Raw genomic sequence first — 20,096 nt, 5'->3', positions numbered from 1 at the left:
CTCCGGGGGATCGGAGCCCGTATGTGCCCGTCTACAAGTGTCCTCGAAACCAGCCTGCGGGGCGACGGCTACGTGGCCGGCTCGCTCTTCTCCAGACCGTCGGGATCGTAGGGTGACGGAACCGGCTACGCGATGAAGGGGGACCTCGGGCTCCCGTCACGGTCGGGTTCCTACCATGTGCACATGGCTGCCCGTGACGCCCAGCAGTCCGATCCGGGAGGGGAAGCAGTGTCCCGAGACGACGCCGAAGCCCGCAGTGTCCCTTCCCCGCCGACGGTCAAGGGCCGCGACTCGATCGGCCATTCTTCGGGACCGCAGCGAGACGGGGCCGCCGAGGACTCCCGCCCGGTGGCCGATCTGGTCGAGCGGGCAGCCGATCTGGTGGACCCGATCAAGCCGAGGCTGCGCGGCTGGCTTCACGCCGGCATGGTCCCCACGTCGCTGGCAGCGGGCATCGTCCTCGTCTGCCTGGCAGGGACGCCACAGGCCGTGTTGGCCTGCACCGTGTACTCCGTCACGGCCTGGCTGCTGTTCGGGACCAGCGCCGTCTACCACCTCGGCACCTGGGGACCCCTCGGTGAGGCCGTTCTGCGCCGCCTCGACCACGCCAACATCTTCCTGATCATCGCCGGCACGTGTACTCCGCTGGCTGTTCTCCTGCTCTCCCCGGGCCAGTGGACCCTCCTGCTATGGATCGTGTGGGCAGGCGCGCTGGTCGGCATCGCCTTCCGTGTCCTGTGGGTCGGAGCTCCCCGCTGGCTGTACACCCCCTGCTACCTGGCCTTGGGCTGGGCGCCCGTGCGATACCTGCCCGACTTCCTGCACAGCGGCGGGGCGGCCGTAGTCTCCCTGGTCGTGATCGGCGGGCTTCTCTACAGCGCGGGCGCGGTCGTCTACGCCCTCCAGCGCCCCAACCCCTCACCCCGCTGGTTCGGCTTCCATGAGGTTTTCCACACACTGACAGTGGCAGCCTTCACCGCCCACTACATCGCCATCCTTCTCGCCGCTCACTGAGCGCTCAAGGTGTGGGCCGCCTCACCCACTCGCCGGCCACCCGGAGGACTGCGCGTGGGCCGGTGGGCCACTCCCACGAGACGTGGTGGGCCGCCCCCACCGTCAGAACGCGGTGGGCCGGCCTCGGCGCGAGTGCCGTATCGAGCGCACCAGCAGGTACAGCACGGCGACGACGAGAAGCAGCACTCCGGACTCCGGTGGAGAGCAGGTACAGCATCGGCGTAGCCGACACCTGGGCGAAGGGCGACCGCTTCCGCCCACGTCGGCAGCTCCGGGGTCCTGCACTTGCCCGACCACCGCGCCGTCGAGGCATTCATGGCCCCCTCCCGGTCAAGGCGCTGCACGGCATCGGCCCGGCCCAGGCCGCAGCACTCGAGCGGTATGGGCTCTACACGGTCGGCGCACTCGCCGCGATGGAGGAGACCATGGTCTGCCGGATCCTCGGCGGGAAGAACCGGACGCATCCTGCGCGACCGCGCCCGCGGAACGACCCCCGCGCGATCACAGCCCGGCGCATGTCCCAGTCCACGAGCACCTTCCACGTGTACGACCCACCTAGACGCGTACGACCCCGTGAGGATCTCGGCTGTGCCCTTGCCAACGCCGCCGAGCCACCGACGGACCCGGCAGGACGTCGCGTTCCCCGTGTTCACGGGGAACGCGACGAGGGCCCGCAGGCGCGCTCAGCACCTGCGGGCCCTCCTTTGGGCTCACTCCCAGTGTTCTCCCGGTCCCACATGGCCGCACCCAGGCACTCGTCCGCCTACCCCGCGCCCTTCAAACCGCAGCGGCTTGTGGTCATCCCATGAGGCGGACAACGGGGCGAGGCGTCGCCCGGACCAGGGCGGCTGCGCCCAGGCCATCAGCTCCGTCACCGCCATGGCGGTGGCCCCAGCAACGGCGGCCTTGCGGTCCAGCCGCCGCCCGGCGCCACGATCACGGCGGCTGCCCACCACAGTTTCGTGTGCTCGGCGGCTTTCTCGACCGGCCGCAACAGTCGGCGGGCCCACGCGGAGTTCCACGCGGCAGCCCGTTCGGTCAGCCAATGGTCATCGCTACGCAGGGACGCCAGGATTTCCATGCTTCGCGGCTTGCCCGCCCGCGGCCGCCCCACACAGGGCTCACTCCATGCGGCGGCGGTCTTCATCACTCCACTTCCGAGTGTCCCGGGGCTCGACGTAGGGCTCCTCGTCCTCGGGGTGCCCGCCGGCGATGGCGCGCTGTCGGACCATCTCGGCGTCGAACTCCAGGCCCAGGAGGATCGCCAGGTTCGTGATCCACAGCCAGATCAGGAAGATGATGACGCCTGTGAGAGTGCCGTACGTCTTGTTGTACGAGCCGAAGTGCGCGACGTAGAAGGCGAAGCCGGCCGAGGCGACCATCCAGATCACCAGCGCCAGGAAACTCCCGGGGGTGATCCATTTGAATCCGCGGCCTTTGGCGTTCGGGGCAGCCCAGTACAGAATCGCGATCATGATCGTTACGAGCAGGACGAGGACAGGCCACTTGGCGATCGACCACACCGTCATCGCCGTGTCACCCACGCCGAGCGCGGCGCCCGCCTGCCGGGCCAGGCCGCCACTGAAGACCACGATCAGGGCGCTGGCGACCGCAAGGACCATCAGCGTGATCGTCAGCGCCAGGCGCAGCGGCAATACCTTCCAGACCGGGCGGCCCTCGGGCATGTCGTACACAGCGTTCGAGGTACGGATGAACGCAGCCACGTAGCCCGAGGCGGACCAGATCGCCACCGCCAGGCCGACGAGGGCCATCAGGGATCCGACACCGCTGTTGCCCTGGAGCTGCTGTACCGCGTTGCTGATCACGTCCCGTGCGGAGCCGGGGGTCAGCTTCTGTAGGTTGTCCAAGACCTGCTTGGTCGCGGACTCGCCGGCGATACCCAGCAGCGACACCAGCACCAGGAGGGCCGGGAAGAGCGCCAGCACGCCGTAGTAGGTCAGGGCAGCGGCCCGATCGGCCAGCTCGTCGTCTTTGAACTCCTTCAGTGTGCCGCGCAGCACCGCCATCCACGACCCCTTCGGCATCTGCGACGGCCGATCCGGCGCCCGCTCCTCAACCCATTCATCGGGACCTACGCGGCCAGTCCCGCTCCCAGTGGGCTCGCGGTCCCCGCCGTGCTCCGGTTTCGGTGTACGTGTCATACATGGCGGCTTTCCGCACGCAGCCCATCCCATGCACCGATCGGAGGCCGGGCGGCCTGGGCGGGTTGCTCGCACAATCGCACTCCTGCCCCCCCGATTCCCCGCCAGGCATCGGGGGCAGCTTCTCGCCCCGCAGGGCCGCCAAGGGCGGCCCGCTGCGTGCCCTCCAACCGCCTGTGGAATGTGTGACGCTGGAGGTGCCGGTGGGCGCGCTCTTGCCGCACACGACCGCGAGTCGTACCCGCCGTTGTGGGCGTGGACGTGGACGTGGGCGTGGACGAGGGCGCAGTGGTCGTCCACGCGGGGTGTCCCCGACCCAGCCGCAGACATTGAGGTGCCGCCGGAGCAGGTCAGCGTCCAGTGTGCTTGGGCACCGGGGATCACCGGTGATGCGGAGGACGGGGCGCTCGCCGACCAGGATCGCGCTGAGCGGTGGTCCGGGATCGTGCAAGTGCCCTCCTCGACAGCACTCCGACGCCGCCTCCTGGAAGCCTGAAGCCGACAAGTGGGCCTGCGACACGCGCCGCGCGTAGCTCTCGGCAGTAACGTTCCGGGCGTAATCCCAGTCCCCCCCAGTACCTCGACATCGGAAAGGCCCCTCTTCCGCACTTCACGATCACAGCTCAGGGGGGAGGGTCGAGTTCCGAGCGGTCCAGGAGAAGGACCGAAGCAAGCACGATCCGACGGACCAAGGAACTTGACGGGGCGAAGACGTACTCCTTGGTCAGGGTCCCCCGGTACGACTACACGCCCTCGATCGGCTGCGGTTCGACCTTCGTGGCGGCCATCCCCATCATGGGTCCGAACGGGTCGACAGCACGGAGCGGCTCGTGTGGAGCAGCTCTCAGAAATCGTCCACGAGAGCGGACTACGAGGTGAGGCGGCCGAGCGTAAGCGCCTAGCCGATCTTGAGCGGCGGTGAGGTGCGGTGCTGTCTGTGCTGGGCGGTTCCTCATGGCAGGTGTCGTTCGGCCGGTGAAGGGTGGTGTCGTTTCCGGGGTAGGGCGGATGGCGTCTGTGCGGTGCGGTCTGGTCCTCGCCCCGGTGCTGTTTTTCGGGTCTGTGGTTCTGGGCCTCGGGCTCGTCCTGGCGGTGCTCGGCTTCCTCGGCGGGGCGCCGGTCCTGCCCGGTCTTCCGTCTCGGTCGTCTTCGCGTTGCGCCGTTCCGGCCTGTGCCTGCGGTGGGTGGCATGTGGGCTGAGGGCGTTGTGTCAGTCGTGGTGGTGGAACTTCAGAGTGTGTGGAAGGCGTTAGCCGGGTGGTGCACGATGATGCGTGTCCAACGAGGGACGACGTGGCAGAAGCTGAGGTGGCACGAGTGGCGATGTGGGATCGGATCAAGGACCAGGCGACCAGAGGTCTGCAGCAGGCCCAAGGGGTGCGCGGCGGCTCCGGCGGCCATGGGCCGTCCGGCGCACGGTCCGGGGGCGGTTCCAGGGCCGAACTCGTGAGCGCGCTGAAGTCGCAGCTCACGTCGCTGAAGACGGAGCTGAAGAGCGGCGCCTTTAGGGACGCCAGCATGGCCATGTGCGCGTTGGTGGCCGCCGCTGACGGACGGGTCGATCCGGCCGAGCGCCAGTACGTCGAGTCGCTCATCCTCACCAACGACGTCCTTCAGAACTTCCCCGCCGACCAGCTCCGCCAGCGTTTCAACAAGAACGTCGACCAGCTCTCGGCTGGCTTCGTCATGGGCAAGGCGGCGGTGCTTCAGGAGGTCGTCAAGGTGGCGAAGAAGCCGACCGAGGCACGGGCTGTCATCCAGACCGGCATCGTGGTCGCGGGTGCGGACGGCTTTATCGAGCCTGCCGAGGAGCAGATCATCCGCGAGGCGTGCGCTGCGCTTGGCCTGCCGGCGGCGGAGTTCGGCATCTGACCCGCTGACCTCGGCGAAGAAACGCGCGGCCATGTACCTTCCGCTGGCCCGTCGGGTCCTGTGGGTCGTCCCGGTCGTGCCGGTCGACCAGTGAGGCATAGGTGGCGAAGATGACGGGCCCTGACCCGGCCCACAGGGCGAGCTGGATCGGGTTGGTAGTGGTCCGTACTCCCAGCTCGTTGAGCACGGGGTCGTTCTCCAGCGAGCAGACCGCCCCCGTTGACGCCCGATGCCCCACCGCCCGCCACGCCTGCCGTGTCCACGCTCGCCCTGCTCGTTGTCCTGCTCGTTGTCCTGCTCCTGGTCATCACCGACATCCTGTTCCTGGGCGCGATCGGTTACCTGACCGACCGCCACCCGCGGCTGGCCAAGCCGCTGGCCGCCTGCGGCACCTGGGCCGACGCCCTCATCGCTACCGTCGCCCTGGTCGTGGCCCTGCGATGATTCGACGATCCTGTCGCGCCCTCTGTCACGCGGGCTGACCCGCGCCGAGAGCCCGAAACCTCGCCGCCGGCCCCGGCGGGACAGCACCCCGCGTGACAGCCCCGCGCGGCAGCCGTCCGCCCGTCTGGATCTGAGGAGGGCACCCCTTGACCGCCTTGCATCGCATGGCCGCGGCCACCTCGACCACTTACGGGTCAAGAGGCCGTAGTCCTACCGATACAGCCTCTGGCGTCGCCTGTCCGGGGGCTAGGGGTTGTGGCATAGGGACGCGTGTCAGGACAGGGGGGTGGGCCGGCGGGGCGGGGGGATGGCCTGCAGAAGTTCCCACAGGGGTCTGGAGCCGCCGGCCCATTGGGCAAGGACGGTGCGGTCGACCAGATGCAGACGCTGGGAGCGGGCGAACTCGAGTGCCGGTTTGGAGAACCTGCCGTTGGTGACGAGGACGACGACGTCGCCCTTGTGTACCGGCCGACCGGTGCCGTTGAGTACCTGCAGATCCGGCGTACCCACCGCGGAGCCGGCCAGACCGGCCTTACGGTGCTTGCACTGAATCACCCAACGCCGCCCATACGGGTCGGTCGCCTTCACATCCGCGCCGTTGTCCCCGGCACCACCGACCTGCACCGCGTCCGCGCACCCATCGCGCCGCATCAGGTCCCGCACCGCGTGCTCGAACTGCCGGTGATGCAAAGCGTCCAGCTGCGCCAGCGCATAACGCAGCCCCTGGGACCTGACTCGTTCCCACCGTGCCGCACGCTGCCGCTGGACCATCCAGCTCGCCATGGCCCCGCCCACAAGCAGCACCACGAGGACCGGCACCCACGGATGGGCGGCCATGAAACGCACCACGCCCATGAGCAGCATCCACGCCACCACCAGACCACCGACCACCAGGACCAGCTGCTCGTTGCCCGAGGCCTTGCTCGAGCGCCGCCTGCTCGTACGACGCCGCACAGGCCGACGCCGACTCACCTCCCGCTCCCGTCGCGCTCCCACTTGATCGGGTAGGAGACCGTCGGCCGGGGACGGGGAGCGGGCTTGTCCCACCCCGGCCACCGGATCGGATAGGAGACCGTCGGTGCCGGAGAAGGCGCCGGCCTGTCCCAGCCGGGGAACTTGATCGGATAGGCCACCCCCGAGGTTGGCCGTGGTGCGGGTAACCGCTCCGTCCCCGCTGCACCGCTGGCGGAAGTGCCCGACGAGGCCCCGAACACGAACACGGCCGCCACGATCCCGATAGCCAGCGCTGTCTGCTTGCTCGTCCCCGCCGGCGCCCGCCAATGAGACCGCACCGATGTCCCGTCCCGCCTGAGATACCCCTTGATGAACGGCAAAACCGACAGCCCTCCCCGATCGACGACGCGCTCTCCCACGCGACCGACCAATGTAGAGCGCCCGCTGACAGTGCGTCACTTGAATCAAGCCGAAAGTGATCTTGTCGTCGGCGGCGCTGCCTCGGTTAGCTGCACAAAAGGAGGCGGCGGGCTGGGTGCGCGGGGGTTGATGCCGACCGCTTCTGTGCGGTTCTGAAGGCGCCCTCTGCGCCTTCTCTTCAAGGCGAGGCTGCACTCCTTCTGGGTTTCAGTGGCTTGGTATGCCGATCTGAAGATTGGCCTGTTCGGGCTATTCGTGATCACTCGGTCGCACTGAGCTACCTCCGTGGTGGTTGGTGAAGATGCCCAGTTGAAGGGTTTCTCGGGTGCCCGCAGAGCCAAGCAGTGGCTCGAGGGGACGATGTGCATCTTCGGGGCGTACGCGATCACGGACTCACCGTCCTGTGGCCGCCGGTTGACTCTGGCGTGGCCGCATGGCGGGCGGACGTTCTCCTTCGACCTGGGTGAGTGTTGTACCGAAGGGTGTCCCCACCGTTGTCTGCAGAGGTGCAATAGGGGTTGCACCGGAGGTGGGACCCACACTTTCGTGATCAAGAGCGTTCCCTCTGGTCAGGCCTCGTGGGCAAGCCGGATCCGCGTGCCGACACCTCTAATTCGTTAGTAATGAGAGGTTCTGGATCTCTGAGGGGCCCGGGGCGGTTGTCCAGCCCGGGGCAGGACGTGTGTGGTCCGGTCGGTGCCGTGGTGACCCCTACGACACCTCCGACCGTGCGAGGTCTTATTAAAGACTGGTGGCGCTGGGCGCCGGCCGGTCCTCGCACGTTCTGCCCGCACGGGCTCGTCGGGTTCGGGATCCTCGATGGATGAGCTGCCGCACGGTGACGGGTTTCTCCTCACGAGCTTCGAGCTCTGGACACGGCATGCGCCCGTGCGGTCCGGCGGTGCCGCGCACGGCTGATGAGGTGGCGGGCCTTGGAGCCCTGGAATTAGTGCGCCGTGCGGCCCCGCGTGCTCGCCTTTGAGAACGGCACCGGCGAAGGGGTGGGATACATGGACGTGTTCTGCGGGATCGACTGGGCGGACGGACACCACGACATCGCGCTCGTCGATGACACCGGCAAGCTGCTGGCCAAGTGCCGCATCAACGACGACCTGGACGGCTACCGGCTGCTCCTCGACCTCCTGGCCGAGCACGGCGACACTGCGGAGGCTCCGATCCCGGGGGCCATCGAGACCAGCCGCGGCCTGCTGGTCGCCACACTGCGGCAGGGTCCCCGGAAGATCTACGCGGTCAACCCGATGGCCGCCTCCCGCTACCGCGACCGGCACGGAGTCAGCCGCAAGAAGTCGGACCCAGGCGACGCCCTGGTCCTGGCGAACATCATCCGCACTGACGAGCCGATGCACCGGTCGCTGCCTGCCGATACCGATCTGGCCCAGGACGTCGCCGTCCTGGCCCGCGCACAGCAGGACGCGGTCTGGAGCCGGCAGCAGGTAGCCAATCAGCTACGGTCCCTGCTCAGGGAGTGCTTCCCGGCGATGATCGAGGCGTTCAGGGACAAGCCGGGAACCCTGACCCGCCCCGATGCCCGCCGCGTCCTCGCCGTCGCGCCCACACCCGCCCTGGCCGCCAAGCTGCAGATGTGGAAGCTGACCGCCATGCTCCGTCGAGCTGGCCGCCGCCGCGGCATCGAAGCGGACGCGGAACGAATCCAGCAGCTCTTCCGTCAAGAAGCCCCTCGGCAGCTGCCCCTTGTCGAAGACGCCATGGGCACGCAGGCACGAGCCCTTCTCCTGCAGCTCGACGCCGCCTGCGAGGCGGTCGATGACCTGGCGCGGGCCGCCGAGGATGCCTTTCGGTCACACCCGGACGCGGCGATCATGCTGAGCTTCCCCAGGATCGGCCCCCAGGTCGGTGCCCGCATTCTGGGCGAGATCATCGGAGCCGGTTCGCCACGGCTGGAGGGCTAGGGTTTGTCCGGCCGATCATGGATGCGGGCTGTCGGGCATGATGCCCGGGTGAGCAACATCGTGAAGTTTTTCGTGGCGCCGGACGACACGTCAGCGAGCCTGGCCCTCCAGACCGGGCCGGGACGGGTATTCGAGTCGCTCTCCTTCGGCAACTTCGATCCCGAAGAAGCCGTGCTGGAGTGGGAATGCCTTCTGGTCGGCGGCAGCTTCGAGGAACTCGTCGAGGGCGGGGAGCCTCGCATCGTCGCCGGCCAGGACAACGACGGATGCGTCGTCTTCGCGATCTCGCCTCGCCTGTCCGCTGCGCTCTCGGACGCCACGCACTCTAGGTTGAGTGACCTCGCCGCCTCGTGGACTCAGCTGCGTGCGGAGGACGGCGAGGTCATCGGCGCGGAGATCGCGGACGCGATCGTGGGGGATCTGGCTGCTCTCATCAGCAGTGCCCGGCGCCAGAGCCAGGGCGTCTACTGCTGGGTTGCGTAGGAGTTCATGTTCGGAGCCAGATCGCGACGGCTGCCGCGGTGGCGGTGCCGAGGAAGACGTAGCCGCGCTTGTCGTAGCGAGTGGCGACCGCTCGGGACTGCTTCAGACGGTTGATTGCCCGCTCGACGGTGTTGCGCTTCTTGTAACGGTCCTCATCGAAGCCGGGCGGCCGTCCACCGCGTGCGCCTTTGCGCAGCGGGCCGCCTGGCTGTCGGTCTTCACCGGGATGGTGTGGCGGAGTCCCCGCCGTCGCAGGTACTCACGGATCGGTCCGTTGCTGTAAGCCCTGTCGGCCGCAAGGCTGTCCGGCTTCTTGCGCGGCCTGCCCAGGCCAGATCTGGGCACCCGAATCTTCTCCAGGACCGGCTTGAACGGGGTGCAGTCCGCCCGCTGACCTGGAGTGACGATGAGGGACAGCGGGCGGCAGCGGCCGTCCGCGCTCAGATGGAGCTTGCTGGTGAACCCGCCGCGCGAGCGGCCCAGACCCTCGCCTCCAGCACCACCTCCACCAGGCGGGCGACGAGACTCTGCCGCGGCGTCTCGTCCTGGTGTTCCATCACTGTGGCCCCCTTTCCTCCCGGGGCCGGAGGCGGGTCAGTGCGGGCACCGGCCGCATGCTGATGTGCACGGACGATGGTGGAGTCGACCGAGATTTGCCAGTCGATCTCGCCCGCGGCGTCAGCCGCGGCCTGGACCCGCTGGAGCAGACGTTCCCAGGTGCCGTCGGCCGACCACAGGCGATGGCATTCGTAGACGGTCTTCCACGGCCCGAATCGTACGGGCAGTCACGCCACTGCACCCCGGTCCGCACTCGGTGCAGAATCCCGTCGGTCACCTGCCGGTGATCCCGCCCCATGCCCACATCAACGGCTCGGACACGCCGGCCGTCACGTGACCGGCACGACACCTTCGTGCCGGTCACACTCCGGTCGGGAAAGGACGATCCGGCGGGCTGGCAGCTCGATTTCCGTGACGACGACGGCAATCTCCTCTCCGACCTCGAATTCTTCCACCGGACTCACCGCGGGCCGACCGTAGGTTTCTCTGGAGGGGACCAGCCCGACGATCCCGTCCCCGAGGTCGACAAAGACGCCGATGGAAACCGTCTTCTCCACCGTCCCGCGGAGTTCCTGGCCCACCGCTGTGCGGTCGGCGAAAGCCCGGAGCGGGTCGGGCTCCAGTGCCTTCAAGGACAGTCTGGCCTCCAGGTTGTAGGTGTCGAACTGGAGGAACTCGCACGAGACCCGCTGGCCTACCTGAACGACATCGGTGGGAGCGTCGATGTGCCGCCAGGACAGTTCGGGGATGACGATGAACCCGACACCGGGCAGGGTGGGATGGGCAGGCCCGTCGTCCAGGGCCACGAAAACCCCGAACCGTTCGATCGCCGCGACGGTGCCGGACAGAATGTCGCCGCGGTGCAGGGACTCCAGGAACGCCCAGAGTTCCGGGCTCTCAGACTGCCAATCCATACCGCCACCCTGGCATACGACATCGTGGGCCGACCATGCCCTCGACGAACTGCCGATCTGCAGCCCCCGCCACGCCTCAATAGCCGGGACCATGATCGGCCGGACAAGTCCTAGAGGCGTACGCCGGCTCGGCCCCGATCACGCGGGCCTCCCGTAAACGCCGCTACGTCGGTCGCCGGTTCGTGAAGAACAACCGGCTCAACCACGTCGGCCACCTGTGGGCCTTCGCCTCCCTCAGCGGTTCAAGCGGCGCGGACTCCCACTACCGGCGCCGCTGGGCAGGAGGGGACTGGCACATGCAGGCCCTGCGGCACCTGTTCAACCGGATGCTCGGCCAGCTCCACCACTGTCTCCTGGTACGTGTCCCATTCGATGAAGCAATCGCCTTTCCCTCAGAGCCCCAGGCAGCAGCGACAGCTACTGCGTGGCTAGGACGGCCCTGTCTCTCCACTCCTGCCTGACGGGCGGCAGGATGTGCGGATGGCGAAGAGCGAGACGGAACTGCTGGCCCTGCTGCGCGAACTTGATGACCCGGAGCGGTTGGAACGGCCTCGGCACTACGACCACGCTGCGACCGGCCTCAAGTTCGGCGGGCTGGTGCGTCGGCTCGAAGCAGACTTCGGGGCCTCGTGCGAGTCCGAGCGGGACAGCCAGGACTCCAGCGAGTACGGGCGCGTCCACGTGCCTGCGGACGCGACGGTCTGCGGGACGCGGATCGTGGTCTGCGTGAGCAAGTTCGGTTCCCTCGCCGAGGTCTGCGCCGACAATCCGGGGGCCTTCCTCGGCACGGACGAGGCCCGCGAGGAGGGGGTGCTGGACCTCGGCGACCTCGCGACCGTGGAGCGGGCGCTGGCCGACCTCGGCTACGTGAGTGTCCCCGAGGAACTGTTGGAGAGAGACTACGAGGGCCCCAGCGCGCTGGAGCACCTCGCAAGGCGGCCCACCTGGTGGACACGGTTCTTTGGCCTCTGGTAACCCATCCGCCCGGCCTCCGCGCTCAGCTGGCCTCTGGGCGCCGGCAGAGGTCTGGACGGGGGCCGTCCGCGCCCGCCGTGTACGGGCCGCCTACACCGCGCGGTTTCCTTCTTTCCTTCCTTCCCTCACGGAAGGTCGGCTCCCGTTCCCGTGCGCCCGTGAATGAGGCTTTCGCCGGGAAAGGGAAGGAAGGAAGTCACCGCCCGGCACCGCAGCGGCCTGCCACAGCAGGCCGGCCCGCGCTCCGAGGAGCCGTCCCCCGCCCTGTCACGGAGCCGTCATGAGGCCGTCATCGGACCGGGCCCGGCCGTCACTGGTGATACCCGGATGACGGCCCGGAGGCATCGGGGCAGGGCCGTGCAGAGACACATCGGCTGCTCCGGTCGGCGGCCCCAAGGCGCGGGGGAGACTGGGACGGTGAGTACCGCACGACGCCGTCCCCTGGGACCCGGCCGCACCGATCTTCCCGAGCCGGCCGCCCGCGATCCGCGGGCGATGACGGCCGCCGAGCGGGCCGCTGCCGGCGACTGGACCGCGGAGCCCGGCCCCGTGCTCGCCGGGCGGTCGGAGCCCCGGCCCGCCCGGCGCCGTCTCGGCGGCGGTCCGGCGAATCCCGGGACCGCGTCCGCGCCGCTGTCGTAGGGTCGGCTCCAGCCCGCGCCGATATGGCGTGCGTGGGTGAGGCCCGGCGCCCAGACGCGCTCTGGGAGCAGTACCGCCGGTCCGCCCCCACCCTTCTCACCGTGCGCCGGCACCAGGCCGGGCGGGTGCTTGCCCAACTGGGCGAGAACGGTCTTCCTCGCCGTGCGCGAGCAGCAGGGCGGCACCGCCGTTGGTACGTGCAGAGGCGGCGCCTTCGACCTGTAGCCCGATGTGCAGCACTGGCATGGGGACCGGAATCGCACCGGCGGGGCACCGGCAAGAAGCCGGTCCTGTCTAGGACGGTCTCTTTTGGCCCCGCTGCGACGGCGTCGTCTGGCCCCTGCTGAGGAACGGTTTGGAGTGGCCCCACCTTGGCTGTGATGACGTCGACGCCCCTCCTGGACGCCCTGTCTGACCGCCTTGATACAACCTCGTCATGACGTACCGATTCACCGCTCGCGTCGCCACCACGGAGATCGATCCTGACGGCTACTTCGTCGAGGCCGCCCTCGCGGAGGGCGAGGACGGCAGCGGCTTCATCATGATGTTCATGGGGGGTGAGGAAGAGCCCGACGACCAGGAGGCCGCGCTGGGAATGGACACGCACTGTCTCGTCACTGCTGGCCAGGGGACGGCCTACGGATGCGTGCGCGAAGCCGTCCTGGACGGCAACGTCCTCCGCATCTCGCTGGATCCCGAGGCGCTAGAGAGCCTTCGGCTGGACGAGGGCGAGATCGAGGCCGTCCTGGAGGCGCCGGCCGAGGACGTGGCTCGGTTCCGCGAGATCCTTGCCCAGGTGCTCGCCCACGGGCGGGCGGACGCCGTGCCCACGAGGCTGGGAGTCTGACGAGAGGGGTGGGGCCAGCCCGAACCGTTCCTCCCCGACACTGCTTGAGCCGATCACCCGAATAGCCCAAAAGTGAGACCACTCGAAACCGTTCTGGTGGGGCCAAACCATGCCGTCGAAGAAACCGGTCCCCTCGCCCGTCCGGCCGGTCACGCGCCGGTGCGATTCCGGTGCGATTCCGGTGCCCGTGCCGGTCCGGATGGCGGTCCTGATCAGCGACAGCCGCCGCCTAGCCGTCTGCGGGATGGTTACGGGTTACCGGTTACAGGCTGGTGAGGACTCCGGTTCGCGCTGTTCAGAGCGGTCAGGAGCGACTCTCTTGGGCCTGTAACCGGTAACCCGTAACCACCCTGGCCGCTGTCCAGTTCGGCCTCAACGCCCCCGCCGACACCGGACCCGAGACCAGAAGAGCGCGTCCCAACGCCCGCACGCTCGCCCACCGGCCGGCCCGCACTCAGGCATACGTACCCGCGAGGCGCGCCGCGCCCCTCGGGGGCCAGGGCGCATCGAGCTCATCCAGTTCGACCTGTAGCCGACATCCTCGTGCACGCCGTACGACGGCGTGTGAGGGCCAGTGGCCTCAATCGGAGCCGCCCGTTCGTTCCCTCGAACCGTCTGGGGGAGACGCAGCGGAGCCCCGGAGGGATCGAGGAGGCCCTGTGCGGGATCAATAGTCAAGACCTGTGGACAAGGAGTGGTTGGCTGTCGGCAGACGGATGGGCTTGAGTCTCCACTAGGGGGAGACCCGAAGGTGGGGGCATGCACCACGACACGCTCTACTCGATCGGCGAGCTGGCCCAGCGGACCGGTCTCACGGTCAAGACCATCCGGTTCTACTCCGATCGCGGGATCGTGGCGCCGACTGACCGCAGCCCGGCTGGCTACCGCCTTTACAACATAGATGCCGCTGCACGCCTGGACCTTGTGCGAACCCTGCGCGAACTGGGACTGGACCTTCCCACGATCCGGAAGGTCCTGGACCGGGAGCTCTCGTTTCCCGAGGTCGCCGCGGCGCACGCCGAAGCACTGGCAGTGCAGATCAGCACTTTGCGCCTGCGCCGCGCGGTGCTGATGACGGTGGCCAAACGCGGGTCCACCCCCGAGGAGACGGATCTCATGCACAGACTTGCCCAGCTCTCCGAGGACGAACGCCGACGTCTGATCGGCGATTTCCTCGACGCCGTCTTCGGCGGTCTCAGCGGCGACGCCGCCCGCGCATTCGCGGGGGTCATGCGCTCGATGACCCCCGAGCTGCCCGACAACCCGGAGGCGGAGCAGGTCCAGGCGTGGGTGGAATTGGCCGAAATCTCCGAGGATCCGGATTTTCGAGCCAGCGTGCGGCGGACGGCCGAGGATCAGGCAGCCGAGCAGGCCCGCAGCGACACCACGGGCCCGCGCCGCGACATTGCCGCAACCGTCCGTGACCAGGCCGGCCCTGCCCTGACCGCCGGCATCGACCCGGCCTCGCCCCAGGCCGATCCGATCGTCGCGGCGCTCACGGATCACTACGCGCACCTCCTCGGTATCCCCGCCGACATCGAGCTTCGCCGCCGGCTGGTGACTCGCCTGGAGAGCGTGAACGACCCCCGCAGAGAGCGATACCTCCAGCTGCTCGCAGTGGTCAACGGCTGGCCGGCCCCGGAGAGCCTGGCTCCAGTGTTCGAATGGTCCGTCCAGGCTCTGCGCTTCCGGACACAGTAATGACGGGGCGGTCGCAAGGCGGCATGGGCCGGAGGCGGCTGGCGTCGGGTGGAAACGCCGCCGCACGTGATCGGTTTGTGAATGCCCCCGTCATACTGCAGGCGGGAGCGACGCCGTCTGCTCCCGCTCTCGTTCTTCGCCCCTGGCGGATGGAGGACGTTGCCGCACTGGTCGAGGTGAGCCGGGATCCCGCATTGCGCCAGTGGGCGAGCTCTGTCGTGGACAACGATGCTGACGGGGCACGGTGGGTGCAGGCCCAGCAGCGGGGCTGGGCAGCAGTGGACCGGTTCGGCTTCGCCGTCCTTGAGGTGCAACCCGGGTCAGTTCGCGAACAGTTGGTGGGCAGCGTGGTCCTCAAGGAAGCCGCCCCCGGCAGACCGGTGGCCGAGGTGGGCTACTGGACCGCGGCGCACGCTCGCGGGCGTGGCGTGGCCCCCCGCGCTCTAGAGGTTCTCACCGGCTGGGCCTTCGACACCTTCGGGGCCGCCGGGCTGCAACGTCTCGAACTCCTTCATCAGGAGGACAACCTCGCGTCGTGCCGCGTTGCCCAGAAGAGCCGGTACGAGTTCGACAGAGTTCTGCCCGCAGCGCCCCCCAGCTTCCCTCTCGATGGCCATCTGCACATACGGCGCATGGATGTCTGAGGTCCACTCGACGTCTGCGGATCGTTTGAGGCCGCCTGTGCGGCGAGGGTCTCGGGGTGCACAACGAGGTGGCCGCGTTCGAAGTGGGCGCCAGCCCGGACCAGGGCGACGGGGTGGGTGCGTTGACCTTGATCCCGCTGGCCGGGCCGGTCACCGGGTTGACCGGATCCTGGCTGACAGGCGACTCGCTTCCCTGGCGTTCCGTCCCAGGGCGGCACCCTCGCGGACGAACCCGCCGGTCCGCAACGCGGCGAGCCGCCGAGTGCATCAGCTGCCGCGCGGCCACGCCCCTTATGACGGGCCCTTTCCCTTGCAGGACCGGATCGGCGGCATCAGCCGCCGATCCGGTCCGTGCGACGGCCACGGGCACAGGCCGCCGCCGCAGTGGAGAAGGAACGCGCTCTACGACACGATCGTGACCCTGTCGCAGCCATAGAAGCTGAGCGGTCCGCTCGGGCCGGCGAACCGCCCGAGGACGCAGGCGCTCGTATCCGTCGGGGCCAGGGCGTCGCTCCGTGGCTGGAAGTGCAGGATGGCGTCCAGGTCGCGGTCACGCGTGACCTCGTCCGGTTCCAGGGAATTCGCCGGATGGATCCTGCCGTGGGGCTCCGGAACCCCGCCGCCGAGCAGCAGCACGCTCGGGGACCCGAAGCGCAGCGAGGCGGAGTTGATCGCGGTCGCGTCGAAGGCAAGCGGGTTCCCGTACTCGCCCGCCCTCGTGGTCAGCGCGGCCACCGGAAGGATGCTGCCGTTGAGGTTGACCGGATTGCGGGCGCTGCCCGGCTGGATGTTGATGGTCACCGGGACGGCGCAGTCCACGGTCAGCCGGGTGGTGCGTCGGTTGTTGGCCTCCTGGGGGTCGATCACGGAGGCGCGCTCGGGTGCCACCGCCGTGGTGAAGTCCAGGGTCCGCGCCCCGGGTTGGGTGCAGGTGACGGTGTACGTCTTCTCCAGTCGCCGGGGAGAGCCCACGGCCAGTGCGACCTCGGTGGTCTCGGGGGCGGTGGGGGTGACGGTCACGCCGGTTCCGGCGGTGACCGTACGTTCCACGCGCGCGTCGGTGGGGCCGTCCGGGCCGGCGTTGGAGATCGTGCTGCCGACGATGACGGTGACGGGTTTGCCGAGGACGGCGAAGAGCGGGGCCCGCGGCTCCACGGAGTCGACCGACAAGTCGCTCTCCAGGCAGTCGGGGTCACCGGGGTGTGCCACGCAGAAGGCACGGATGGCGGGTTTGACGTCGACGGTGACGACGTCCCTGTTCAGTGCCGTGTCGCTGATGGTCATGGTGGAGAGTGCGGGCGAGAACGGCACGATGAAGCTGCCCGCCCCGGAACTCTTGACGTCCACCCGCTCCCGGTCGCCGTGGGAGTACACCCACAGCGGGCTCCAGGCGTTCATACGGTCGATGACCTGGCCGTCCACGTCGGTGAGGCTGAGCTTCAGGATCGGCGGATCACCGATGTGCGTGTGGGCGCGCTGGAGGCTGACCGACGTGCGGTCGACGGTGGCCTGGGTGCGGCTGGTGAACGTGACCCGGGCGACGACCGCCTTTGCCGGGTCGTCGTCGTCGAGGACGGGCAACGGGATGGTCGCCGGATCGGGGTCGTCGAGTCGGGTGGAGACGGCGGAGCCGTGCAGCGGGGCGATCAGCAGGGTGAGAACGACCATGGTGATCATCGCGAGCAGTGAGCGGTAGCGGTGAAGGCGACGGTGCATCGTGGGCTCCCTCAGCACTTCGCCGACGCGCAGTCGTCGAAGATCAGTTTGAATCTCCTGATGTCGGCGGCGTTCGCCGGACCGGTGTTGTTGTACATCACATCGTTGGGGGCGGGTTCGGAGCTGAACCAGTCCGGGTCGGGCCACCAGTCGGTGGGCCGCTCCCACCTACGGCAGGCGGTTGCCTCACGGCCCAGGGCGGGCGCGTCGGCGATGCAGCCGGCCATGTCCTCGTAGACGTTGGGTGCGACGTCCTGCTGGAAGTAGCCGCCGTCCGGGGGGTACTCGTCGGCGAGCCCGAAGGGCTGGTGTCCAGACTCGTGGGTGACGACCTGGAGGGCGTCCGATCGCACAGCGGTGTCGACGACACCGGAGAAGATGCGGTCGCCCCGAAGGGCGCAGTCGCGCTGGTTCTTGCGGTGGAGGATGGCGCCGGCGTCCGCGAAGGCGAAGGCGTCGTCCCAGCCGGCGGGCAGGTCGTGGTCGCAGTCGCCGTCGTTGGCGTCGTCGGCCCGTCCTTGCGCACGCGCGATCCAGAAGTTGAACTTGTCCTGGCGGGACAGGAAGTCGTTGAACCCGTAATAGGAGGTTTCGACGACCCGGCGGACGTCGTCCAGGAACCGCGGATCGCGGGCGCCCGTGTACGTGTCACGGTCCGCGACGAATACGATGTCGATGCGGCTGCTGCGGGGGCCGGTGTAGGAGATCGGCAGGGGCTCTGCCGAGCTGCCCGGGTTGGTGTCCACGCGACGCCAGCCGGTGAACAGGCCTGTGGTTCCCTCGCGCAGCCGGCAACCGTAGAGGAGGTCTCCGCCCTCGCTGGGGGTGAACGTCACGGACGTACTGTTCACCCCGGACACCTTGCGGTCGGCGACCGGATACCTGACGGAGTCGGTCGACCTGTTCCGTACGGCCACGATCTGCAGCTCATCGGCGACGATGGTGGGCATCAGCGCACCGTCGAGCGCTGTGGCCGTGATCGTCACGGGGGTGCCGATGGTGGGTGCGGCCGGGTTGGACATGCACCTGATGCGCAGGCCCTGAGCGCTGGCCGGGTCGTCCACGGCCACCGAGTAGGTCACTTCGGCCCGGTCCGTCGCGGTACCGGAAGAGATGTGTCCGTTCCCGCAGGGGAAGCCGTCGGCCGCGCCGAAGAACATCCGGCACGGGGAGACGCCCAGCTGGAAGTTGATGCCCCTACCGACCTCTTGCGTCGCGTCGTACTGTTCGTCACCGAGGCAGAATCCGCCGTCTTCGTCCCAGACCTCGATGGTGACGGGGATCTTCGCGACGCCGGTGCTCTGGTCGAGGGTGGCGACATCGACCTCCGTGGAGAACTCCCAGCCGGGGCTGATGTCCCCCTGGCCCTCCAGCTCGTCCTGGCTCGCGGAGTCCTCGTTGTTGAACGGCACGCCGTTGATGAAGACCTTGGCGTACCAGTCGATCGAACCGCACGCTCCTTCCTCGGAGCTGTGCAGCACCTTGATGCGGTCGAGCGTGACCGTCACCTTCACGTTGGGCGCGGCGCTGGCTGTCGGTGTCATGACGCCGAGCATGGCCGCGCAGGCGGTGAGGACCATGGCCAGACTCAGGCACCGCTGCCGCGCCGCCGTTCCCCTTCGCGGTGGGCTCTCCGGCCTTTCCAGGCCGCCGACCGTATTTTCCACCCGGATTCCCCTTTGCGTTCGCTTACATCCGTGGTAACGGAGCGTAACTTCAGAGTCGGCGTGGTGTTGAACTGACGCGCCCGGCATGACTATTGCTGGGGTAAGAGGGATCGCATGATGAGCTTCTCAGTGTGTATGTCTGCAATCCGTCCGGCAGTAGGGCGGTGTGCCTAGTCCGCCAGGAGGTGGTCGGCCTTGCCCGCCTTGATGTCCCGGATCAGTTGGCGGAGGGCGTCCGTGGTGTCGGTGAGGTACGAGGCGTTCCGCCAGCTGGGCACACCGAACGTCCACCGCTGGGCGTAGCCCCGCGGATCGCCGGCCATGATGTTCCGTCAGGGGCCGCGCGGGGCGTACCCGTCTTCGCCGCCGGGGCCTCGACCGTCGGAGGAGGGTCGGCTTGGCGTCGAGCAGCCGTAGGGTCTGCCCGACCAGTGAGTCGCTGTGCGCGCGGTACCAGGCCGGGACTTCTGTGCCGGGGCGCGTGGAACAGGAAGGCCTGCAGGCGGCCGCCCGGGCTCGCCGCGCAACCGCGTACGGGACAGCCCGGCGGCGCCTCCGCGCCGACGCTGCCCCAAGGGCCCCGTTATCGAGCAGCCCCTGTGACCTTCGGTAGGAGTCGTCGTTGCTGAGATCATGATGAAGCGAAACATCCTGACCACTGCCGTGCTCGCCGCCGGCATGGCCCTCACGGCCGCTGTACCAGCGCACGCCGGAACCGTGGACGGCACCCTCAACAACGCCGACATCCTGGACGACATCGCGCTGCTGAACACCGCCGTAAACAGCGACTCGCAGAAGACCGAGAACAACAACGCCAACACCCGCGCCGACGGCAAGAAGAACAACTCCACAGGGCAGCACGGGTAGTCATCCTGATCGTCACCGCTCACCATCCGGTCGCGCACCAGCGGCACAACGGCAAACTGAAAGAGCAACGGGTGCCGCGAAACGGCAGCAGCACATCGCGTCCTGATGGGTCGGTCACCGGTTGATCTCTGTGGGGGAGACTGCTGAGCCGGTGACCGGCGACTACCTGGCTTATCGAGCAGTAGCGGGTTCTGGCACAGATCTTGGGGAGCCGTCGCGGAGCGTTACCTCGGTGTTCGATTGCGAGTGACTGGCTCGTGCGAGACGGCGTACGCCTTGGTGCCT

Annotated in this window: 16 protein-coding genes and 4 pseudogenes; 12 read left to right on the top strand and 8 right to left on the bottom strand. The window is 68.6% G+C overall.

The features are described 5' to 3' along the window. Positions 1 to 183: 183 nt before the first annotated feature. Entirely contained in the window at positions 184 to 1,014 is an 831-nt protein-coding gene (gene trhA / locus IO20_RS0128325) for a PAQR family membrane homeostasis protein TrhA (protein WP_078946210.1), read from the top strand. Positions 1,015 to 2,135: 1,121 nt separating this feature from the next. Here trhA and IO20_RS0128310 read toward each other — a convergent pair. Further along, the gene (locus tag IO20_RS0128310; RefSeq protein WP_030554928.1) at positions 2,136 to 3,176 is read right to left on the bottom strand and encodes a YihY/virulence factor BrkB family protein; all 1,041 of its coding nucleotides are present in this window, start codon (positions 3,174 to 3,176) and stop codon (positions 2,136 to 2,138) included. A gap of 1,317 nt (positions 3,177 to 4,493) precedes the next feature. Between IO20_RS0128310 and IO20_RS0128305 the strand changes: the two genes are divergently transcribed. Beyond that, positions 4,494 to 5,048 carry a tellurite resistance TerB family protein gene (locus tag IO20_RS0128305; protein ID WP_030554926.1) on the top strand — a complete coding sequence of 185 codons (555 nt, stop codon included), beginning with the start codon at positions 4,494 to 4,496 and terminating at the stop codon, positions 5,046 to 5,048. Here the strand turns inward: IO20_RS0128305 and IO20_RS41605 are convergent. Next, positions 5,047 to 5,307 (bottom strand): annotated as a pseudogene (locus IO20_RS41605) (hypothetical protein); the annotation flags it as partial. The gene IO20_RS0128305 and the pseudogene IO20_RS41605 overlap by 2 nt on opposite strands. On the opposite strand from IO20_RS41605, the gene IO20_RS0128300 reads away from it, so the two are divergent. Further along, positions 5,268 to 5,492 carry a hypothetical protein gene (locus IO20_RS0128300; protein ID WP_157850814.1) on the top strand — a complete coding sequence of 75 codons (225 nt, stop codon included), beginning with the start codon at positions 5,268 to 5,270 and terminating at the stop codon, positions 5,490 to 5,492. The pseudogene IO20_RS41605 and the gene IO20_RS0128300 sit on opposite strands and share 40 nt — an antisense overlap. Before the next feature lie 273 nt (positions 5,493 to 5,765). On the opposite strand, the gene IO20_RS0128295 is transcribed toward IO20_RS0128300, so the two are convergent. Then, positions 5,766 to 6,446: a restriction endonuclease gene (locus IO20_RS0128295; protein WP_037636440.1), complete on the bottom strand. Its 681-nt coding sequence runs from the start codon at positions 6,444 to 6,446 to the stop codon at positions 5,766 to 5,768. 1,430 nt (positions 6,447 to 7,876) lie between these two features. On the opposite strand from IO20_RS0128295, the pseudogene IO20_RS0128290 reads away from it, so the two are divergent. Then, positions 7,877 to 8,764, top strand: a pseudogene (locus IO20_RS0128290) (IS110 family transposase); the annotation flags it as partial. Between the two features lie 81 nt (positions 8,765 to 8,845). Beyond that, positions 8,846 to 9,280 (top strand): hypothetical protein, encoded by a 435-nt coding sequence (locus tag IO20_RS0128285; protein ID WP_030554919.1) that lies wholly within the window; start codon positions 8,846 to 8,848, stop codon positions 9,278 to 9,280. A gap of 4 nt (positions 9,281 to 9,284) precedes the next feature. Here the strand turns inward: IO20_RS0128285 and IO20_RS42415 are convergent. Both IO20_RS42415 and IO20_RS0128275 read right to left on the bottom strand, forming a co-directional pair. Beyond that, a pseudogene (locus tag IO20_RS42415) lies at positions 9,285 to 10,130 on the bottom strand (IS5 family transposase); the annotation flags it as partial. Between the two features lie 37 nt (positions 10,131 to 10,167). Further along, a complete protein-coding gene (locus IO20_RS0128275) occupies positions 10,168 to 10,752 on the bottom strand; it encodes a S1 RNA-binding domain-containing protein (RefSeq protein ID WP_037636436.1) in 585 nt (194 codons plus the stop codon). A gap of 104 nt (positions 10,753 to 10,856) precedes the next feature. Between IO20_RS0128275 and IO20_RS41595 the strand changes: the two are divergent. The 6 genes and pseudogenes from IO20_RS41595 to IO20_RS0128250 form a co-directional block, all read left to right on the top strand. Beyond that, positions 10,857 to 11,213 (top strand): annotated as a pseudogene (locus tag IO20_RS41595) (IS110 family transposase); the annotation flags it as partial. Positions 11,214 to 11,232: 19 nt separating this feature from the next. Then, the gene (locus IO20_RS0128270) at positions 11,233 to 11,727 is read left to right on the top strand and encodes a hypothetical protein (protein WP_030554916.1); all 495 of its coding nucleotides are present in this window, start codon (positions 11,233 to 11,235) and stop codon (positions 11,725 to 11,727) included. Between the two features lie 417 nt (positions 11,728 to 12,144). Next, on the top strand, positions 12,145 to 12,369 hold the full coding sequence (locus IO20_RS0128265) for a hypothetical protein (protein ID WP_030554914.1): 225 nt from the start codon (positions 12,145 to 12,147) through the stop codon (positions 12,367 to 12,369). Between the two features lie 436 nt (positions 12,370 to 12,805). Next, positions 12,806 to 13,216 (top strand): Imm10 family immunity protein, encoded by a 411-nt coding sequence (locus IO20_RS0128260; RefSeq protein ID WP_030554912.1) that lies wholly within the window; start codon positions 12,806 to 12,808, stop codon positions 13,214 to 13,216. A 759-nt stretch (positions 13,217 to 13,975) separates the two neighbouring features. Beyond that, positions 13,976 to 14,917 (top strand): MerR family transcriptional regulator, encoded by a 942-nt coding sequence (locus IO20_RS0128255; protein WP_030554911.1) that lies wholly within the window; start codon positions 13,976 to 13,978, stop codon positions 14,915 to 14,917. Between the two features lie 77 nt (positions 14,918 to 14,994). Beyond that, positions 14,995 to 15,561, top strand: coding sequence for a GNAT family N-acetyltransferase (locus IO20_RS0128250; RefSeq protein ID WP_030554909.1), 567 nt, complete (start codon positions 14,995 to 14,997; stop codon positions 15,559 to 15,561). A 402-nt stretch (positions 15,562 to 15,963) separates the two neighbouring features. Here IO20_RS0128250 and IO20_RS0128245 read toward each other — a convergent pair whose 3' ends face one another. From IO20_RS0128245 to IO20_RS40410, 3 genes are all read right to left on the bottom strand, one after another. After that, positions 15,964 to 17,277, bottom strand: coding sequence for a hypothetical protein (locus tag IO20_RS0128245; protein WP_030554907.1), 1,314 nt, complete (start codon positions 17,275 to 17,277; stop codon positions 15,964 to 15,966). An 11-nt stretch (positions 17,278 to 17,288) separates the two neighbouring features. Beyond that, positions 17,289 to 18,821 carry a hypothetical protein gene (locus tag IO20_RS0128240; protein WP_157850813.1) on the bottom strand — a complete coding sequence of 511 codons (1,533 nt, stop codon included), beginning with the start codon at positions 18,819 to 18,821 and terminating at the stop codon, positions 17,289 to 17,291. Positions 18,822 to 19,114: 293 nt separating this feature from the next. Further along, positions 19,115 to 19,267 carry a hypothetical protein gene (locus IO20_RS40410; protein WP_157850812.1) on the bottom strand — a complete coding sequence of 51 codons (153 nt, stop codon included), beginning with the start codon at positions 19,265 to 19,267 and terminating at the stop codon, positions 19,115 to 19,117. Positions 19,268 to 19,577: 310 nt separating this feature from the next. On the opposite strand from IO20_RS40410, the gene IO20_RS40405 reads away from it, so the two are divergent. After that, positions 19,578 to 19,811: a hypothetical protein gene (locus IO20_RS40405; protein WP_030554903.1), complete on the top strand. Its 234-nt coding sequence runs from the start codon at positions 19,578 to 19,580 to the stop codon at positions 19,809 to 19,811. The last annotated feature ends 285 nt before the right edge of the window (positions 19,812 to 20,096 follow it).

Source organism: Streptomyces exfoliatus, from assembly GCF_000725545.1.
Classification (GTDB): Bacteria; Actinomycetota; Actinomycetes; order Streptomycetales; family Streptomycetaceae; genus Streptomyces; species Streptomyces exfoliatus.
Note: the sequence above shows the minus strand (reverse complement) of the source record. Positions and strands in the feature narration are given on the sequence as shown.